Source organism: Microbacterium sp. MYb45 (genome assembly GCF_002979655.1).
Lineage (GTDB): Bacteria > Actinomycetota > Actinomycetes > Actinomycetales > Microbacteriaceae > Microbacterium.
Genome location: NZ_PCPG01000004.1, coordinates 23475 through 39665, shown reverse-complemented (window position 1 = coordinate 39665; position 16191 = coordinate 23475). Strand labels below are relative to the sequence as shown.

Sequence of the window (16191 nt, the reverse complement as noted above, 5' to 3'; positions counted from 1 at the left end):
CGATCGATCGAGCTCATCACGGCAACAGGAGAGCATCATGCCCAGGGAACGCGGAGAGAAGGTCGTCGCGACCAATCGTCGCGCACGTCACGACTACACGATCGAGAAGTCGTACGAGGCGGGGATGGTGCTCACCGGCACCGAGGTCAAGTCACTGCGTCAGGGGCGCGCCAACCTCAGCGACGGTTACGCGTTCGTGAAGGGCAACGAGGTCTTCCTCGATTCGGTGCACATCCCGGAGTACTCCCAGGGGCATTGGACCAATCACTCGGCGAAGCGGATCCGCAAGCTGCTGCTGCATCGCGAGGAGATCGCCAAGATCGCGCATGCCGTCTCGGCGGGTGGATACACCCTGATCCCGCTGAAACTGTACTTCTCCGATGGGCGGGCGAAGGTCGAGATCGCCCTCGCCAAGGGAAAGCGCGAGTACGACAAGCGGCAGACCCTGCGCGAACGTCAGGACACCCGCGAGGCGGATCGTGCCATGCGCCTGCGCAATCGCGTGGGCGAGTAGCGACCGGTCGTCACAGCGTCGGCTCGAAGCCGAACACGCGGCCGAGGAAGATCAGTTCACGCTCGAGCGCGTCGATGATCGTGTCGGCACTGCGGAACCCGTGCCCCTCATCGGGGTAGAGGACATACTCGTGGTCGACGCCTCGGGCGGCCAGCGCGTCTCTGATCGCCTCGGACTGCGAGGGCGGGACCACTCGATCTTCTCCGCCCTGCAGCAGCAGCACGGGGACTCCGATGCGATCCGCGTGGGTGAGTGGTGACCGTTCGACGTAGATGTGCTCGTACTCGGGGAGAGGCCCCACGAGACCGTCGATGTACGACGCCTCGAAGTCGTGCGTCTCGGCGACCAGCATCCGCAGATCGGCCACGCCGTAGCGGCTGATCCCCGCGGCGAAGGCCCCGCCGCGCACGAGCGCGGACAGCACCGTCCAGCCGCCTGCGGATCCACCGCGGATGGCGATGCGGGACGGGTCGGCGAGCCCGGCATCCGCGAGGCCCTGTGCGGCGGCGATCACGTCGTTGACGTCCACGACGCCCCATCGGCGGTCCAGACGCTCGCGATAGGCGCGACCGTAGCCGGTGGAGCCGCCGTAGTTGACGTCGAGCACGCCGATTCCCCTGCTGGTGTAGAAGGCGTTGGCTGCCGATGCCGCACCGGTGGCGTGCGCGGTCGGGCCTCCGTGCACCAGCACGACATACGGGGGGAGCTCGTCGGCGGGTGCCGTCGCGTCGGGGTTCGCCGGAGGGTAGGCGAAGGCATGCACGATGCCGTGCCGACCGTCGACCTCGATCGGCAGGGCGCGCGGCATCCAACCGGTGTCCACTGGCTCGCCTCCTCGCACCGCGACGGTCTCGCCGGAGTCGACATCGACGCACCACAGTCCGGCGGTCACTCCCGAACCGTTGCCCGAGAGCAGCACGCGAGACCCGTCCACATCGTCGACGCTCACATGACCGTCGGCCGGGACATCGATCGGGCGTGCGGCACCGTCCGGAGAGATCAGGACGACCTCGTCGCGCCCGTTCGTGCGGGTCGCGACGATGCGTCCGTCGGCGAGCGGCCGATACCAGCGGTTGCCGAGCACCCAGAGTCCGTAGCCGGTGTCGGCGTCGGCCGGGGCGAGCGCGCGCGGGGCGCCGACCGGCGAGGTGCCGTCGAGCTCGAGGCGGTAGAGCCCCCAGCGGTCGTCCGGATCATCGGCGAACACCAGCTCGGAGTCGCTGAGCCACTCGGGCTGCAATGCCGCCCGAGTAGGGACCTCGTGCACGTCGCCGCCGTCGCTCCTCGCGATCTGCAGGTGGGCGGCCTCCCACGGCATCCGTCCGCGGTGCCAGGCGACCCAGGCGACGCGGCTGCCATCCGGCGAGAGTGCGGGGTGGGCGAAGAAGCCGTCGCCCTCGACGATGACTCGAATTCCGGACGCGTCCTCCGCGGCGGAGCCGTCGATCGGGATCTCGACGATCGCGCGGGTATGCGGCGCGGCCGACAGATCTTCGCGCACGGCGAGCAGACGGCCGTCTTGCACGCGGAGGCCTCCGTGTGATGGCCCCGCCGGTGTCAGCGGGACGGGCTCGGCACCGGCGACCAGTCGATGGACACGCTGATCGCCGGCATCGACGAAGTACAGGATGCCCGTGGAATCGGCGGTCCATGCCCCGCCGCCGTACTCGTGTACACGGGAGCGAGCACTCCAGGGCGCCGGGAGCATCTCGGCTCCCGAGGAGCTTCGCACCGTGACCCGCCCCTTCTCGGCGGGCACGGATTCTCCCCACCAGATCTCGGAGCCGACGAAGCGCGCCCCGTCGATGCGCGGGGAGGATGCCGCGACGGAGGCTGCGGAGAACGGAGAGGGCCAGGAACCGTGAGGCGACGACATGCTCCGAGCCTATGGTCTGAACTCAGACGGCGCGCAGCACCGCCACGACCTTACCGAGCACCACGGACTCGTCGCCGAGGATGGGTTCGAAGGAGGAGTTTCGGGGGAGGAGCCAGGTGTGGCCGTCGCGACGGCGCAGCACCTTGACCGTGGCCTCGCCGTCGAGCATCGCGGCCACGATCTCGCCGTTCTCCGCATTGTTCTGCGAGCGCACGACGACCCAGTCGCCGTCGCAGATCGCGGCGTCGATCATCGACTCGCCCGAGACCTTGAGCATGAAGAGGTCTCCTTTGCCCACCAGTTGACGGGGGAGAGGGAAGATCTCCTCCACCTGCTGATCGGCGGTGATCGGCACGCCGGCGGCGATGCGACCGACCAGGGGCACGAGCGCCGCGTCGCCGACCGGAGTCGCCACGTCGGCGGGGTTCTCGCCGCTGGCGCCGGGGAGATCGATCAGGACCTCCATGGCACGTGTCTTGCCGGGGTCGCGTCGCAAGTAGCCGCTCAGTTCGAGTTGACCGAGTTGGTGGGTCACGCTCGACAGGGACTTCAGGCCGACGGCGTCTCCGATCTCCCGCATGCTCGGCGGGTAGCCGTGATGAGCGATGGAGTTCTGGATGACCTCGAGGATCGCCATCTGCTTGGGGCTCAGGCTCTTGCGGCGTCGCGTCCGCGGTGCCTCCGACTCGGGGGCCGAGTTCTCGCTCATGGTGCTCCTTAAGTGCGGTGTTCCGACGTCGCTCTTCGAATGTCGGAGGCCCGTGGTGTGGTGTTCTCATCGAAACCGTATCCGAGAAACGGCCCGATCTGGAAGATCTGTTCGAGCGTGTCGGCAGAATCGTGCATCCGGTTTCGAAGACAACTTGACAGATGTTCGAACTCGAAGATATCTTCGGTACGTAGCTTCGCATTCACGGCTCCCGGCCGAGACGGGAATGCGAACGCTACGCCAACTTCCCCGGCAGCTTCACCGCTCCGGGACAGGCTAAGGAGCACCACATGAGCAGCATCGGCTTCAGCACCGCGGCAGTCATTCCGGCGTCGACCCGTCCTACGACGCGACTCCGTCTGACCACGCGCGGTCGCGCCGTGCTGCTGGGGTTCGCCTCCGTGCCGCTCGCGATCGGCATCGCCTTCGCCGCACTCAGCGGTGGCAGTGCGATCGCCTCGGGCGCAGACACGGCAGCCGTCAGTGTCGAGACCGTGACCGTCATGCCCGGTGACACTCTCTGGTCGATCGCCACCGGTGTCGCCCCCGGCGCCGACCCGCGCGACGTCATCGGTGAGATCAGCCGCATGAACCTGCTGCGTGGCGGTGAGCTCCAGATCGGCCAGACGCTCGCCATCCCGGCCCAGTACGTGGACTGATCCCGTCGCGCCCGAGCTGCAGCAACTTTGCGTCATCGACTCGGGGCGCCGCTTAACATGGGAAGGGTGACCCTCTCCCTCAACGATCTCCCGCTACGCGATGATCTTCGCGGACTGACTCCGTACGGCGCTCCTCAGGCACCGCTCCCGATCGCCCTCAACGTGAACGAGAACACGCATCCCATTCCGGACGCGGTGGCGAGCGACATCCTCGACGACATCGCGCTCGCGATCCGTGATGTGAACCGTTATCCCGACCGGGAGTTCACCACTCTTCGCGAGTCGTTCGCAGAGTATCTGGGTCACGGCCTCACCCCGGAGCAGATCTGGGCGGGCAACGGCTCGAACGAGGTGCTCCAGCATATCCTGCAGGCCTTCGGCGGCCCCGGGCGCACGGCCTTCGGTTTCGCGCCGACCTACTCGATGTACCCGCTCATCGCGCAGGGCACGGGCGCGCAGTGGATCCCCGGGACGAGGCAGCCCGACTACACGATCACACCGGAGGAGGCAGCGGAGCAGGTGCGCACCGCGGACCCCGACGTGATCATCCTGTGCACCCCGAACAATCCCACCGGCACCCCGCTCGGCCTGGACGTCGTCGAAGCCGTCTACGAGGCGGCGCGGGGCATCGTGATCGTCGACGAGGCCTACCAGGAGTTCGCACCGCACGACGCGCCTTCCGCGCTGACACTCCTCGAGGGGCGCCCGCGCCTGGCGGTCTCGCGCACGATGAGCAAGGCCTTCGCCTTCGCCGGTGCGCGAGTCGGGTATCTGGCGGCAGATCCGACGTTCATCGATGCGTTGCGTCTGGTGCGCCTGCCCTATCACCTGAGCACGCTCACGCAGGCTGCGGCCGTCGCCGCTCTGCGCAACTCCGACGTGATGCTCGGCATGGTCGAGGAGATCGTCGAACAGCGCGACCGCATCACAGCGACCCTCGAGGCGCTCGGATATACGCCCCACGAATCCTGGTCGAACTTCGTCCTCTTCGGCGGCATCGCCGATCCGCGTGCGACGTGGCAGCAGCTCTTCGACCGCGGCGTGCTGGTGCGTGATGTCGGCATCCCCGGTCATCTCAGGGTCAGCGCGGGCACCGAGGCCGAGACCACCGCGTTCCTCGATGCTCTGGCCTCGATAGGATCGGCATCATGAGCACCCCGTCATCGACCCCGCGCACCGCGAGCCGCGTGCGCAGCACGTCGGAGTCCACCGTCGAACTCGAGCTGAACCTCGACGGCACGGGGGCGAGCCGCATCGACACGTCGGTGCCGTTCTTCGACCACATGCTCACCGCTTTCGCGAAGCACTCGCTGACCGACCTGACCGTGCGCGCTTCGGGCGACACGGACATCGATGCGCACCACACCGTCGAAGACGTGTCGATCGTGCTCGGACAGGCGATCCTCGAGGCGCTGGGCGACAAGTCCGGCATCTCCCGCTACGGCGATGCGCTCGTGCCGCTCGACGAGGCGCTCGCGCAGGCGGTCGTCGACATCTCGGGTCGTCCGTACCTCGTGCACACCGGCGAGCCCGCCGGATTCGAGCACCACCTCATCGGTGGGCACTTCACCGGCTCGTTGGTGCGTCACTCTTTCGAGGCGATCACCTTCAACGCCGCGCTGACCGTCCACGTGCGTGTGCTGGGCGGCCGCGACCCGCACCACATCGCCGAGGCGGAGTACAAGGCTTTCGCCCGCGCGTTCCGCCAGGCAAAAGCACTCGATCCGCTGGTCGACGGGATCCCGTCCACCAAGGGTGCACTGTGAGCGCGAGTCCCCGCGTCGCCGTCTTCGACTACGAGTCGGGCAACGTCCACTCGGCTGTCAAGGCGCTGGCCGCTGCCGGCGCAGATGCCGTGCTGACGCGCGACCGCAAGGTCGCCCTGGAGGCCGACGGTCTCCTGGTTCCGGGCGTCGGCGCGTTCCAGGCGGTCCGTGACGCGCTCCACGCACACGGCGGCGACGAGATCATCGACCGGCGTCTGGCCGGCGGACGACCGGTGCTCGGGATCTGCGTCGGCATGCAGGTGCTCTTCGAGCACGGGGTCGAGCGCGGGCACGACACCGCGGGCCTCGGCGAGTGGCCCGGAGCGGTCACCGAGCTCAACGCACCCGTGCTGCCGCACATGGGCTGGAACACCGTCGAGCCCGGCGCAGACAGCGTGCTCTTCCGGGGCCTGGAACATGAGCGTTTCTACTTCGTGCACTCCTACGCCGCCCAGTCCTGGGAGCTCGACGTCATCCCGCCGTTCCCCGAGCCCGTGCTGACCTGGACGACCTACGGCGACCCCTTCCTCGCCGCCGTCGAGAACGGTCCGCTCTCGGCAACCCAGTTCCACCCCGAGAAGTCGGGCGAAGCCGGCATCCAGCTCCTGCGCAACTGGGTCGGGAGTCTCTGACACCCATCGTGGACGTCATCCGTTTTGTCACCCGCTCTCCGGCGGACTACCCTCGGTTCTCGTGCCCGCTCCGGGCTGCAGACCTTCCCTAGCCAAGGACCCCATGAACGACTTCGCGCAGTCTCCCTCGCTCACGCTCCTTCCCGCGGTCGATGTCGCCGGTGGTAAGGCCGTCCGCCTCACCCAGGGCGAGGCCGGAACCGAGACGAGCTACGGCGACCCGCTCGACGCGGCAGGGGAGTGGGCCGCACAGGGCGCGAAGTGGATCCACCTCGTCGACCTCGACGCCGCTTTCGGCCGCGGGAGCAACGCGCCGATCCTGCGCAAGGTCATCAAGCAGTTCAAGGGCGTCAGCATCGAGCTCTCGGGCGGCATCCGCGACGACGCGACCCTCGAGGCGGCGCTCGAGAGCGGCGCCACCCGGATCAACCTCGGCACGGCCGCACTGGAGAACCCCGAGTGGGCCGCCGATGTGATCGGTCGCTACGGCGAAGCGATCGCGGTCGGCCTCGACGTGCGCGGCACCACGCTCGCCGCACGTGGTTGGACCAAGGAGGGCGGCGACCTCTGGGAGGTCCTCGAGCGCCTGGAAGACGCCGGATGCAGCCGCTACGTCGTCACGGACGTGACGAAGGACGGCACGCTTCGCGGCCCGAACCTCGAGCTCCTTCGCGAGGTGACCTCGCGCACACCGAAGCCGGTCGTCGCATCCGGGGGGATCTCCAACCTCGACGACATCGCCGCGCTCCGTGAACTCGTGCCGCTGGGCGTCGAGGGTGCGATCGTCGGCAAGGCCCTGTACGCCGGTGCGTTCACGCTGGCTGAGGCACTGGATGTCGCAGGAGACTGACGGCCACGCCTGCGGGCCCGAGTCGCACAACCACGGAGACTCGGCCGGTGTCCCCTGGGAGGGACGCAGCTTCGAGTCGAATCCGCACGCGGCGGACGACGGCTCGGCCGACCCGGCGCTGCTGGCCGCACTGCTGCGCTTCCGCGCCGGCGAAGGCAGTCAGGTGGAAGTCGTCGACGCTTTCCGCTCGGCTCGCGTGCTGATCCCTCTGATCGCCGAGAAGGGTGAGGAAGGCGTCGCGCCGAGCGGCCTCGCCGTCGACAAGACGCAGGAGCTGTCGATCGTCACGGTCGCGGCCCCCGACGGGCGGCGGGTGCAGCCGGTTTTCTCCTCCGTCGAGGCGATGCAGAAGTGGGATCCCACGGCACGCCCGATTCCTGTGGAGGCGCTCCGGGCGGCGCTGGCGGCGTCAGCCGAAGACACCGACCTGATCGTGCTCGACCCGACGGCCGACACGGAGTTCGTGATCCGGCGGCCGGCCGTCTGGGCGATCGCCCAGGAGCATGCCTGGGAGCCGAGCTTCCTCTCCACCGAGGTCTACACCGCGCTCCAGGAGAGTGTGGCCCACGAACTGGCCGTGATCGACGTGGCGGTGGCGTCCGGCGACCCCGACGCACGTCTGCGCGGCCCGGAGCTGATCGTGGTCCTGGAACTCGTCGACGGTCTGGAGCGCGAGGTGCTCGACGCCGTGCTCTCGCGTCTGGCTCAGCGCTGGGCGTCGGACGACCGCATCGCCGTCCTGGCGGACTCGCTCACGGTGAAGCTCCGCCGCAGCGTCTGAGCGCGCTTCGCTACGATCGGGGCATGTCCCGAGGTCTCCTGCGCGCCATCGCCGTCGTTGCTCTCCTCGGGGGCGCCGTTACCGGCAGCTCGGGCTGCGCGCTGGCTTGCCCCGCGATCGGATGGACGAACGCCGTCGCACTCGAGACCAGTGCCGTAGCGGGGGTGGTGGCGGTCCAGTTCTGCGTCGCGGGGGAGTGCTCACCGGCGCCGGGTACCGAGCCGACCTCATCGACCAACCTGTTCATGGTGACGCCTCAGGGTGACGGGACGTGGGTGCTCGGGTTCGACATGTCGACGCCCGACGGCGTCGACATCCGCCTGTTCGACGCCCAGAACACGCTCATCCACGAGTCCGAGGAATCGATCTCGTGGACGCACTCGGATGAACCGTGCGGCGGCCCCTCGACCGCGGATCCGATCGTCCTCGAATCCTGAACTAGTTGACCGGCCCGGTCCACTTCTCGCCCGGACCCTTGCCGATGGGGTCGGGGATCGTCGATGCCTCGCGGAACGCGAGCTGCAGGGAGCGGAGCCCGTCGCGGAGCGAGCGTGCGTGCATGTCGCTGATCTCGGGGGCGCCGGCGGTGATGAGCCCGGCGAGGGCGTTGATGAGCTTGCGAGCCTCGTCGAGGTCGAGCTGTGCCGCCGCGTCGGGGTCGTCGGCGAGGCCGAGCTTGACGGCGCCGGCGCTCATGAGGTGCACGGCCGCCGTGGTGATCACCTCGACCGCGGGTACGTCGGCGATGTCTCGAGTGGCCGACGACGCAGCCTCCTCCTGACGTGCCCAGCGCTCTTCGCGCTCGCGTGCAGCCTCGTCCGGTGCCTGGTTCGTCACTTCGCCTTGCTTTCTGTTAGACTTTGGCGGGCTCCGGAGCGTCATGCTCCGGATCGAAAGAGGATTCACTTCCCACCCGCGCTTGCCGTTCAAGGCTACCGGGTCTTGCACTCCACCGGCTCCGTTCGCAAGACGGACCCGGCAGGCAGGGTGCGGAGCCGGCGTCTGAATGCCGGTGGGTGGGGACGATTCCGATTTCGCCCGTGATGCAGACAGCGTCGCGGTGGCCGAATCACATCGTCTAAGGAGTTCCGCATCAGCGATCCCCGTACCAATGAGCGCATCCGCGTCCCCGAGGTCCGCCTCGTCGGCCCCGCGGGTGAGCAGATCGGCGTCGTCCGCATCGAGGCAGCGCTGCGCCTCGCGCAGGAAGCCGATCTCGACCTCGTCGAGGTCGCCCCCAACTCGAAGCCGCCCGTCGTCAAGATCATGGACTACGGCAAGTTCAAGTACGAGGCCGCCCAGAAGGAAAAGGAAGCGCGCCGCAACCAGGCGAACACGATCCTCAAGGAAGTCCGCTTCCGTCTGAAGATCGAGGCTCATGACTACACGACCAAGCTGAAGCGCGCCGAGGGCTTCCTCAAGGCCGGCGACAAGGTCAAGGCCATGATCCTGTTCCGCGGTCGTGAGCAGTCGCGTCCCGAGCAGGGTGTGCGTCTGCTGCGCAAGTTCGCCGAAGACGTGGCCGAGCTCGGAACGGTCGAGTCGAACCCGACCATCGACGGTCGCAACATGGTCATGATCGTGGCTCCGCTGAAGAGCAAGTCCGAGGCCAAGCAGGAGCAGAACGCGGTTCGCGACGCACAGCGCGCGGCGAACAAGCAGGCATCCCGCGACGCCAAGAGCGATGCCGACGCACCGGCAGAAGCTGCCGCGGAGTAGATCCGCCCCAGAACTCCCGCACCGCGGGTTGACACCGTCGCCTGAGAAGGCGCCATACGAAGGAAGAGAAGATGCCGAAGCAGAAGACCCACTCGGGTGCTAAGAAGCGCTTCAAGATCACCGGCAGCGGCAAGCTGAAGAAGCAGCAGGCCGGGATGCGCCACAACCTCGAGCACAAGTCGAGCCGTCGCACCCGTCGTCTGAACCAGGACCAGGTGCTCTCGAAGGCTGACACCAAGGTCGCGAAGAAGCTTCTCGGCCGCTGACGCGCGCCCGAACGCACGAATAGGAACACAGGAAAATGGCAAGAGTCAAGCGGGCAGTAAACGCCCACAAGAAGCGCCGGGTCATCCTCGAGCGCGCAAAGGGTTACCGCGGTCAGCGTTCGCGCCTCTACCGCAAGGCCAAAGAGCAGGTCATCCACTCGCTGGTCTACTCGTACCGTGACCGTCGCAAGCGCAAGGGTGACTTCCGCCGCCTCTGGATCCAGCGCATCAACGCTGCTGCTCGCCAGAACGGCATCACGTACAACCGCTTCATCCAGGGCCTCGGCCTCGCGGGTGTCACCGTCGACCGTCGCATGCTCGCCGACCTCGCGGTCAACGACGCTGCCACGTTCACGACGCTGGTCGAGACGGCGAAGAAGGCTCTGCCCTCCGACGTCAACGCACCGAAGTCGGCTGCGTAAGCATCTCGCTTCCTACGGGCGTCTTCCTTCGGGGAGGCGCCCGTTTCGCGTATCCGGCACCCGCGGTGACCCTAGACTGTGAACGTGCTGGAGAACCCCCGTTCGCCCCGAGTCCGTGCTGTCGCGAAGCTGACCAAGCGCAGCGCGCGAACCGAGACGGGCCTGTTCCTTCTGGAAGGTCCGCAGTCGGTGCGTGAAGCACTCACGTATCGCCCGGAGGCGATCGTCGAGCTGTTCGCGACGCCGAGCGGGTGGGAGAAGCACCCGGACATCCGTGCCAAGGCCGCCGACGCCGACATCGACGTCGAGTACGTCACCGAGTACGTATTGAACGCGATGGCCGACACGGTCACTCCGCAGGGATTGGTCGCCGTCGTCCAGCAGACACCGACCTCGGTGCGTGACATCTTCGATGCCTCGCCTCGTCTCGTGGCGATCTGCGAAGAGGTGCGCGACCCCGGGAACCTGGGCACGATCATCCGCGCGGCCGATGCGGCGGGCGCGGATGCCGTCGTGCTGACCGGCCGGACCGTCGATCCGTACAACCCGAAGGTCGTGCGCGCCACGACCGGGTCGCTGTTCCACCTCCCGGTCTCGGTCGGGGGAGACCTCGCCGACGTCGTGAAGCGCGCGCACGCCGCGGGTCTGCGCATCCTCGCCGCCGACGTGAAGGGCGACGATCTGCTGGAAGCCCGCGCGGACGGAGTGCTCGCCGAGCCGACCGGATGGCTGTTCGGAAACGAGGCGCGGGGTCTGGAAGACGATGCTCTCGCCTTGGCCGACCAGGTGCTGCGGCTGCCGATCTTCGGCAAGGCCGAATCCCTCAATCTGGCGACCGCAGCGAGCGTCTGCCTGTATGAGAGCGCCTTCGCACAGCGGGCGACCTCTGTCGGCTGACGTCCGGCCGACGAAGGAAGCGGGTCACAGGGTCGATGAGGATTCTGATCGTCGAAGACGACGACCGTGTCGCTGGGGCGCTCGAAGCATTCCTCGCGCGGTCGGGCTACGCGACCGTGCGCGCCTCCGATGGGGCGTCGGCGCTGGCTCTCCTCGGCGCTGACACCGAGGTCGTGCTCCTCGATCTGGGACTCCCCGACATGGACGGCGTCGACCTGTGCCGCCGCATCCGCGGACGCTCCGAGGTTCCGATCATGATCGTGACCGCGCGCAACCAGGTCGCCGAGCGCATCAAGGGACTGCGTGCCGGCGCCGATGACTTCGTGGTGAAGCCCTATGACGTGCATGAGCTTCTGGCCAGGATCGAGGCCGTGACCCGGCGTTCTCGGCCGATGCGCCCGGATTCCGACGCGCGGGTGCTGCTCCTCGGGGGCTCGCTGGAGATCGACCTCGTCGGGCGGCAGGTCCTGGTCGACGGTGCGCCGATCGAGCTCACCCGCAAGGAGTTCGACATCATCGCGGTGCTCGCACGCTATCCGGGTGTGGCGGTTCCGAAGGAGCGTCTCATCCGTGAGGTGTGGAACACGGACTGGCGGGGCTTCGGGCATTCCCTCGAGGTGCACGTCGGGGCGATCAGGAAGAAGACCCGATCCCGCGGTGTCATCGAGACCGTGCGCGGCGTCGGCTACCGTCTCGTGGGGTCCTGAGTCGTGCGTCGACGTCTGGTGATCGTCTTCCTCGTCCCGCTCGTGGCGATCCTGGTCGCTCTGGGCGGTGCGGCCGGATGGAGTGCGGCCCGGAGCGTGCAGCAGTCGTTCTACACGCAGCAGCTCGGCGACCTCGGCTACTTCATCACCAGCGCGCGTCAAGCGCTTCGATCGGGCAGCGCGGCGGTGATCGATGCCGAGGTCGTCCGTTTCGAGGAGGTGTACGGCATCGAGGTGACGGTCTTCGATCTCGGCGGTGCCCCCTGGGCGGCGGGGGAGCATGGCTCGACCGTGCTCGCGGAGGAGGACGCGGAACGGGTGCGGCTGGCGCTGTCCGGGCGACGCGCCGAGCAGCCGGCGGCCGTTTTCCCCTGGACGGTGGCGGATGCCGCGCTGGCGGAGCCGGTCTTCGACGACGGCGACGTGATCGGGGCCGTGCTGGTCGCCGGAGATGTCGACGCCCCCCGGGCCGCGATCGTGCAGCAGCTTCTGATCATCTCCGCCATCGCGCTGGTGCTGATCGCGCTGGGCGTGCTGCTCGTCTTCCGGCTCGCCCGATGGGTGCTGTCCCCGGTGAGGCGGCTGGACGAGGCGATGGTGGCCATCGAGCGGGGCGAGATGGACGCGCGTGTCCCCGAGGATGCCGGGCCACCAGAGCTCCGCCGCATGGCGCAGGTGTTCAACGGCATGGCCGACGAGATCGAGCGCGTCATGACGCGGCAGCAGGAGTTCGCGCTGAACGCCTCCCACGAGTTGCGCAACCCGCTCAACGCGCTGCTCCTGCGTGTGGAGCACCTCGCGACCGGGCTCGGGCGGGAGTGGCGCGACGACGTGGAGGAGACGAGGGAGGAGGGGCGTCGGATGACGCGGATCCTCGAGACACTGCTCGGCCTCGCACGCGGCGGGCGCGTGGACACCACGATCTCCGCCGTCGACCTTGCGACTCTGTCCGCCCGCCGTCTCGAGGCCTGGCGCGACGTCGCCGGGCAGCGGGGGATCGCCCTGCGTTCGGCGGGGGACCCGTCGGTGATGAGCGTGACCGACCGGACGGTCGTGGAGAGCGCGCTGGACGCCGTGATCGACAACGCCGTGAAGTTCTCGCCGGACGGCGCGTGGATCGGCATCGGAGCGCATCGCGAGGGAGACGTCTGTCGGATCACGGTCCGCGATCATGGTCCGGGGCTCTCCGCCGAGCAGGCGGCGGCGGCGACGGACAGGTTCTGGCGGAGCGCCGAGAGCGCGGACACGCCGGGCTCCGGACTCGGACTCGCGATCGCGAGCGACCTGCTGGCGACGGTCGGCGGCGAGGTGGCTGTGGCAGCGGCCGACGGCGGTGGACTCGAGGTCGTGCTGCTGCTCCCCGACAGGACGACCCCATGATGGCCGTTGGGCGGCGGGCGGTCGCCGGAATCCTCTCGGTCCTGCTGCTCGGGGCGCTCACCGCATGCAGCCAGCGCGCGAGCGAGTGGACCGACGCCGAGTACGCGATCGCGGCGGGCGGCCCCACGGGGGTCTACTACGACTACGGGAGCCATCTCGCCGAGGCGCTCTCTGCAGACCTGGACATCAGGATCGTCGGGCAGGAGACGGCCGGGTCCGTGGACAACCTGCTGCGCGTGGACTCCGGTGAGGCGCTGCTGGGCTTCGCGCAGGGCGATGCGGCAGCCGATGCCGTGGCGGGAACCGGCGCCTTCGACGCGCCCCTCCAGGTGCGGGCTCTGGCGCGTCTCTACGACGAGTACGTGCAGGTCGTCGTGCGCGGAGACTCCGACATATCGAGTCTCCCGGAGCTGGAGGGGCGCACCGTGTCGCTCGGTGCGGAGAACTCCGGGGTGAACGTGATCGCCTCACGCGTCCTCGACACCGCCGGCGTCGGCATCGGGTCCGTCCGCGATCCCCAGCTCGACCTCGGGGAGTCGATCGCCGCGATGGAGCGCGGCGAGATAGACGGGTTCTTCTGGGTGGGTGGGCTGCCGACACCGGGAATCGCGGCGCTCTCGCAGACCACGTCCGTGCGCCTGCTCCCGATCGAGCAGGATTGGGTGAACGAGGTGAACGACCGCTACTCGGATGCCTATCGACCAGCCGATGTCCCCGCCGGCACCTACGGCATCGCTGCCTCGGCGCCGACCATGGCCGTGCCGAACTACCTCGTCACGAGTTCCTCTACCCCGGACGGCGTCGCGCGCGACATCCTGGCCGGACTGTTCGATGCCCGCTTGCGGATCGCGGGGGAGGTCCCGACCGCCGCGCTGCTGGATCGTCGATCGGCGATCTTCACCGGCCCGGTTCCGTTGCATCCGGGCGCGGTCGAGTACTACCGGGACCTGCGCGGCTGACTGCTCAAGAAATCCTCAAGAAGTCTGACACCGGGCCCTCGGCTCTGCCAGTGTGAGGTCGATCGCGCGCGATCGGATCCTGCAGCTCCGCTGTCGCTGGGGGCGAGGCCGCAGGACGATCCCGCGGCCCGTGGGGGCGGGCCGTGGGGTACCCGTGCAAAGCAGCATTGGTACCGCGATCAGGTGATTACGAACGTGTAAATCTCACCGAGGCGCCTGGAGACCCGCGTCCGACGTGGCTAGTTTGGAGAAATGATGACCTCTGATACACCCCTCGTCGTGGTCGAGAACGTCCAGAAGCACTACGGAGATTTCCAAGCTCTCGCCGACATCGACCTCACGGTCAACTCGGGAGAGGTCGTCGTCGTGATCGGCCCGTCCGGGTCCGGCAAGTCGACTCTGTGTCGCACGATCAACCGACTCGAGACGATCACCAGCGGCACGATCCGCATCGACGGCAAGGAGCTCCCCGCCGAGGGCAAGGGCCTCGCACACCTCCGTGCGGACGTCGGCATGGTGTTCCAGTCGTTCAACCTGTTCGCCCACCTCACGATCCTCGAGAACGTGACCCTGGGGCCGATGAAGGTCCGGGGCCTCAAGAAGGCGGATGCCGAGAAAGAGGCGATGATCCTGCTCGAGCGCGTCGGCGTCGCACAGCAGGCATCCAAGCTTCCCGCGCAGCTCTCCGGCGGCCAGCAGCAGCGTGTGGCGATCGCCCGGGCGCTCGCGATGCAGCCCAAGGTGATGCTCTTCGACGAGCCGACCAGCGCGCTCGACCCCGAGATGATCAACGAGGTCCTCGACGTGATGGTCGAGCTGGCTCACGAGGGAATGACCATGATCGTCGTCACGCACGAGATGGGCTTCGCTCGGAAGGCGGCCGACCGTGTCGTCTTCATGGCCGACGGGCGGATCGTGGAGGAGGCGACTCCGGAGGAGTTCTTCACGCACCCGAAGAGCGACCGTGCCAAGGACTTCCTCTCGAAGCTCCTCACGCACTGACGCGCGACCACACTGACGCCCGACCACACAGACCCTGCACACACAGCACACGAAGGAGACGCACATGCGACGCACACGGACACTGGCAGGCATCGGAATCGCAGCGGTGGCACTGCTCGCGCTCACGGCCTGCAACAGCGGCACGCCGTCGAGCTCGGGGGCCCCGGAAGACGGCGGCGAGGAGGAGACCTCCGGCACGCCGTGGACGGTCCTCGAGGATGTCAGCATCGACGGGAGCCCGACGTTCGATCGGATCTCGTCCTCCGGCACGATCAAGGTCGGCGTGAAGGAAGACCAGCCGGGCCTCGGCTACCTCGACCCGGTGACCGGAGACCGCACCGGTTTCGACGTCGACATCGCCCGCTGGATGGCGGCATCGCTCGGCGTCGACCCGGAGACGATCGAGTTCACGGCGATCGCCTCGGCGAACCGCGAGCAGGCGATCGTGAACGGCGACATCGACTACTACGTCGGCACCTACTCGATCACCGACAAGCGCAAGGAGCAGATCTCCTTCGCCGGTCCGTACTTCCTGACCGGACAGGGCCTCCTCGTCGGAGCCGACAGCGACATCGCGAGCGTCGACGACCTGAGCGACTCGACCACGGTGTGCTCGGCGACCGGCTCGACGCCGATCCAGAACATCAAGGAGAACTACCCCGACGTCCCGACCAAGGAGTACGACACGTACTCGAAGTGCGTCGAGGACCTCAAGAACGGGCAGGTCGACGCCGTCACCACCGACGAGGCGATCCTCATCGGTTACGCGGCGCAGGACCCGGAGAAGCTGAAGGTCGTCGGCGAGCCGTTCAGCGAGGAGCGCTACGGCATCGGACTCGCCAAGGGCGATGACGCGCTGGCCGAGTACTTCAACACCCAGCTGACCGACGGTGGCGACATCTGGCAGCAGATCTTCGACAACAACCTCGGTGCCTCCGGCGTCAAGGCGACGCAGCCTGAGGTCGACCCGATCGGTTGATCGCATGGGGGCGGCTGACACCATCGGCCGCTCCCATCCGTCAGCAGGGCCATCGCGAGAACACGAATCGACA

At 68.1% G+C, this 16191-nt stretch carries 20 protein-coding genes; 17 read left to right on the top strand and 3 right to left on the bottom strand.

Annotated elements, in window-relative coordinates; all coding sequences use genetic code 11:
- Window positions 1–37 precede the first annotated feature (37 nt).
- Window positions 38–514, top strand: coding sequence for an SsrA-binding protein SmpB (gene smpB, locus CQ034_RS09445; protein WP_021199784.1), 477 nt, complete (start codon window positions 38–40; stop codon window positions 512–514).
- A 10-nt stretch (window positions 515–524) separates the two neighbouring features.
- On the opposite strand, the gene CQ034_RS09440 is transcribed toward smpB, so the two are convergent.
- Entirely contained in the window at window positions 525–2390 is a 1866-nt protein-coding gene (locus tag CQ034_RS09440; RefSeq protein WP_105710848.1) for a prolyl oligopeptidase family serine peptidase, read from the bottom strand.
- Between the two features lie 22 nt (window positions 2391–2412).
- Window positions 2413–3099, bottom strand: a complete 687-nt coding sequence (gene lexA / locus CQ034_RS09435; RefSeq protein ID WP_029262496.1) for a transcriptional repressor LexA — start codon at window positions 3097–3099, stop codon at window positions 2413–2415.
- 290 nt (window positions 3100–3389) lie between these two features.
- Between lexA and CQ034_RS09430 the strand changes: the two genes are divergently transcribed.
- The 7 genes from CQ034_RS09430 to CQ034_RS09400 all read left to right on the top strand — a co-directional run bounded on the left by CQ034_RS09430 (window position 3390) and on the right by CQ034_RS09400 (window position 8224).
- On the top strand, window positions 3390–3758 hold the full coding sequence (locus CQ034_RS09430) for a LysM peptidoglycan-binding domain-containing protein (RefSeq protein ID WP_029262495.1): 369 nt from the start codon (window positions 3390–3392) through the stop codon (window positions 3756–3758).
- 66 nt (window positions 3759–3824) lie between these two features.
- Window positions 3825–4910, top strand: a complete 1086-nt coding sequence (locus CQ034_RS09425; protein WP_105710847.1) for a histidinol-phosphate transaminase — start codon at window positions 3825–3827, stop codon at window positions 4908–4910.
- On the top strand, window positions 4907–5524 hold the full coding sequence (gene hisB, locus CQ034_RS09420) for an imidazoleglycerol-phosphate dehydratase HisB (RefSeq protein ID WP_029262493.1): 618 nt from the start codon (window positions 4907–4909) through the stop codon (window positions 5522–5524). The genes CQ034_RS09425 and hisB overlap by 4 nt, the downstream gene beginning before the upstream one ends.
- Window positions 5521–6156 (top strand): imidazole glycerol phosphate synthase subunit HisH, encoded by a 636-nt coding sequence (gene hisH / locus CQ034_RS09415; RefSeq protein ID WP_105710846.1) that lies wholly within the window; start codon window positions 5521–5523, stop codon window positions 6154–6156. Before hisB ends, hisH begins: the two co-directional genes overlap by 4 nt.
- A gap of 103 nt (window positions 6157–6259) precedes the next feature.
- Entirely contained in the window at window positions 6260–7006 is a 747-nt protein-coding gene (priA, locus tag CQ034_RS09410; RefSeq protein ID WP_029262491.1) for a bifunctional 1-(5-phosphoribosyl)-5-((5-phosphoribosylamino)methylideneamino)imidazole-4-carboxamide isomerase/phosphoribosylanthranilate isomerase PriA, read from the top strand.
- Window positions 6990–7787: an SseB family protein gene (locus CQ034_RS09405; protein WP_029262490.1), complete on the top strand. Its 798-nt coding sequence runs from the start codon at window positions 6990–6992 to the stop codon at window positions 7785–7787. The genes priA and CQ034_RS09405 overlap by 17 nt, the downstream gene beginning before the upstream one ends.
- A gap of 23 nt (window positions 7788–7810) precedes the next feature.
- Window positions 7811–8224 (top strand): hypothetical protein, encoded by a 414-nt coding sequence (locus CQ034_RS09400; protein ID WP_105710845.1) that lies wholly within the window; start codon window positions 7811–7813, stop codon window positions 8222–8224.
- 1 nt (window position 8225) lies between these two features.
- Here the strand turns inward: CQ034_RS09400 and CQ034_RS09395 are convergent, their stop codons facing one another.
- Window positions 8226–8624 carry a DUF1844 domain-containing protein gene (locus tag CQ034_RS09395; RefSeq protein ID WP_029262488.1) on the bottom strand — a complete coding sequence of 133 codons (399 nt, stop codon included), beginning with the start codon at window positions 8622–8624 and terminating at the stop codon, window positions 8226–8228.
- Between the two features lie 231 nt (window positions 8625–8855).
- Between CQ034_RS09395 and infC the strand changes: the two genes are divergently transcribed.
- The 9 genes from infC (at window position 8856) to CQ034_RS09350 (ending at window position 16118) form a co-directional block, all read left to right on the top strand.
- Window positions 8856–9506, top strand: a complete 651-nt coding sequence (gene infC / locus CQ034_RS09390) for a translation initiation factor IF-3 (RefSeq protein ID WP_081860006.1) — start codon at window positions 8856–8858, stop codon at window positions 9504–9506.
- Window positions 9507–9577: 71 nt separating this feature from the next.
- Window positions 9578–9772, top strand: a complete 195-nt coding sequence (rpmI, locus tag CQ034_RS09385) for a 50S ribosomal protein L35 (protein ID WP_017828564.1) — start codon at window positions 9578–9580, stop codon at window positions 9770–9772.
- Window positions 9773–9807: 35 nt separating this feature from the next.
- On the top strand, window positions 9808–10194 hold the full coding sequence (gene rplT / locus CQ034_RS09380) for a 50S ribosomal protein L20 (protein ID WP_029262486.1): 387 nt from the start codon (window positions 9808–9810) through the stop codon (window positions 10192–10194).
- 84 nt (window positions 10195–10278) lie between these two features.
- Entirely contained in the window at window positions 10279–11091 is an 813-nt protein-coding gene (locus CQ034_RS09375) for an RNA methyltransferase (RefSeq protein WP_105711006.1), read from the top strand.
- Between the two features lie 35 nt (window positions 11092–11126).
- Entirely contained in the window at window positions 11127–11798 is a 672-nt protein-coding gene (locus tag CQ034_RS09370) for a response regulator transcription factor (RefSeq protein WP_105710843.1), read from the top strand.
- Window positions 11799–11801: 3 nt separating this feature from the next.
- Window positions 11802–13178, top strand: coding sequence for a HAMP domain-containing sensor histidine kinase (locus CQ034_RS09365; RefSeq protein WP_029262483.1), 1377 nt, complete (start codon window positions 11802–11804; stop codon window positions 13176–13178).
- Window positions 13175–14137: a TAXI family TRAP transporter solute-binding subunit gene (locus CQ034_RS09360; RefSeq protein WP_105710842.1), complete on the top strand. Its 963-nt coding sequence runs from the start codon at window positions 13175–13177 to the stop codon at window positions 14135–14137. Before CQ034_RS09365 ends, CQ034_RS09360 begins: the two co-directional genes overlap by 4 nt.
- A gap of 252 nt (window positions 14138–14389) precedes the next feature.
- The gene (locus tag CQ034_RS09355) at window positions 14390–15139 is read left to right on the top strand and encodes an amino acid ABC transporter ATP-binding protein (RefSeq protein ID WP_372466466.1); all 750 of its coding nucleotides are present in this window, start codon (window positions 14390–14392) and stop codon (window positions 15137–15139) included.
- A 64-nt stretch (window positions 15140–15203) separates the two neighbouring features.
- Complete coding sequence (locus CQ034_RS09350; RefSeq protein ID WP_029262480.1) at window positions 15204–16118, top strand: glutamate ABC transporter substrate-binding protein; 915 nt, start codon at window positions 15204–15206, stop codon at window positions 16116–16118.
- Window positions 16119–16191 lie beyond the last annotated feature (73 nt).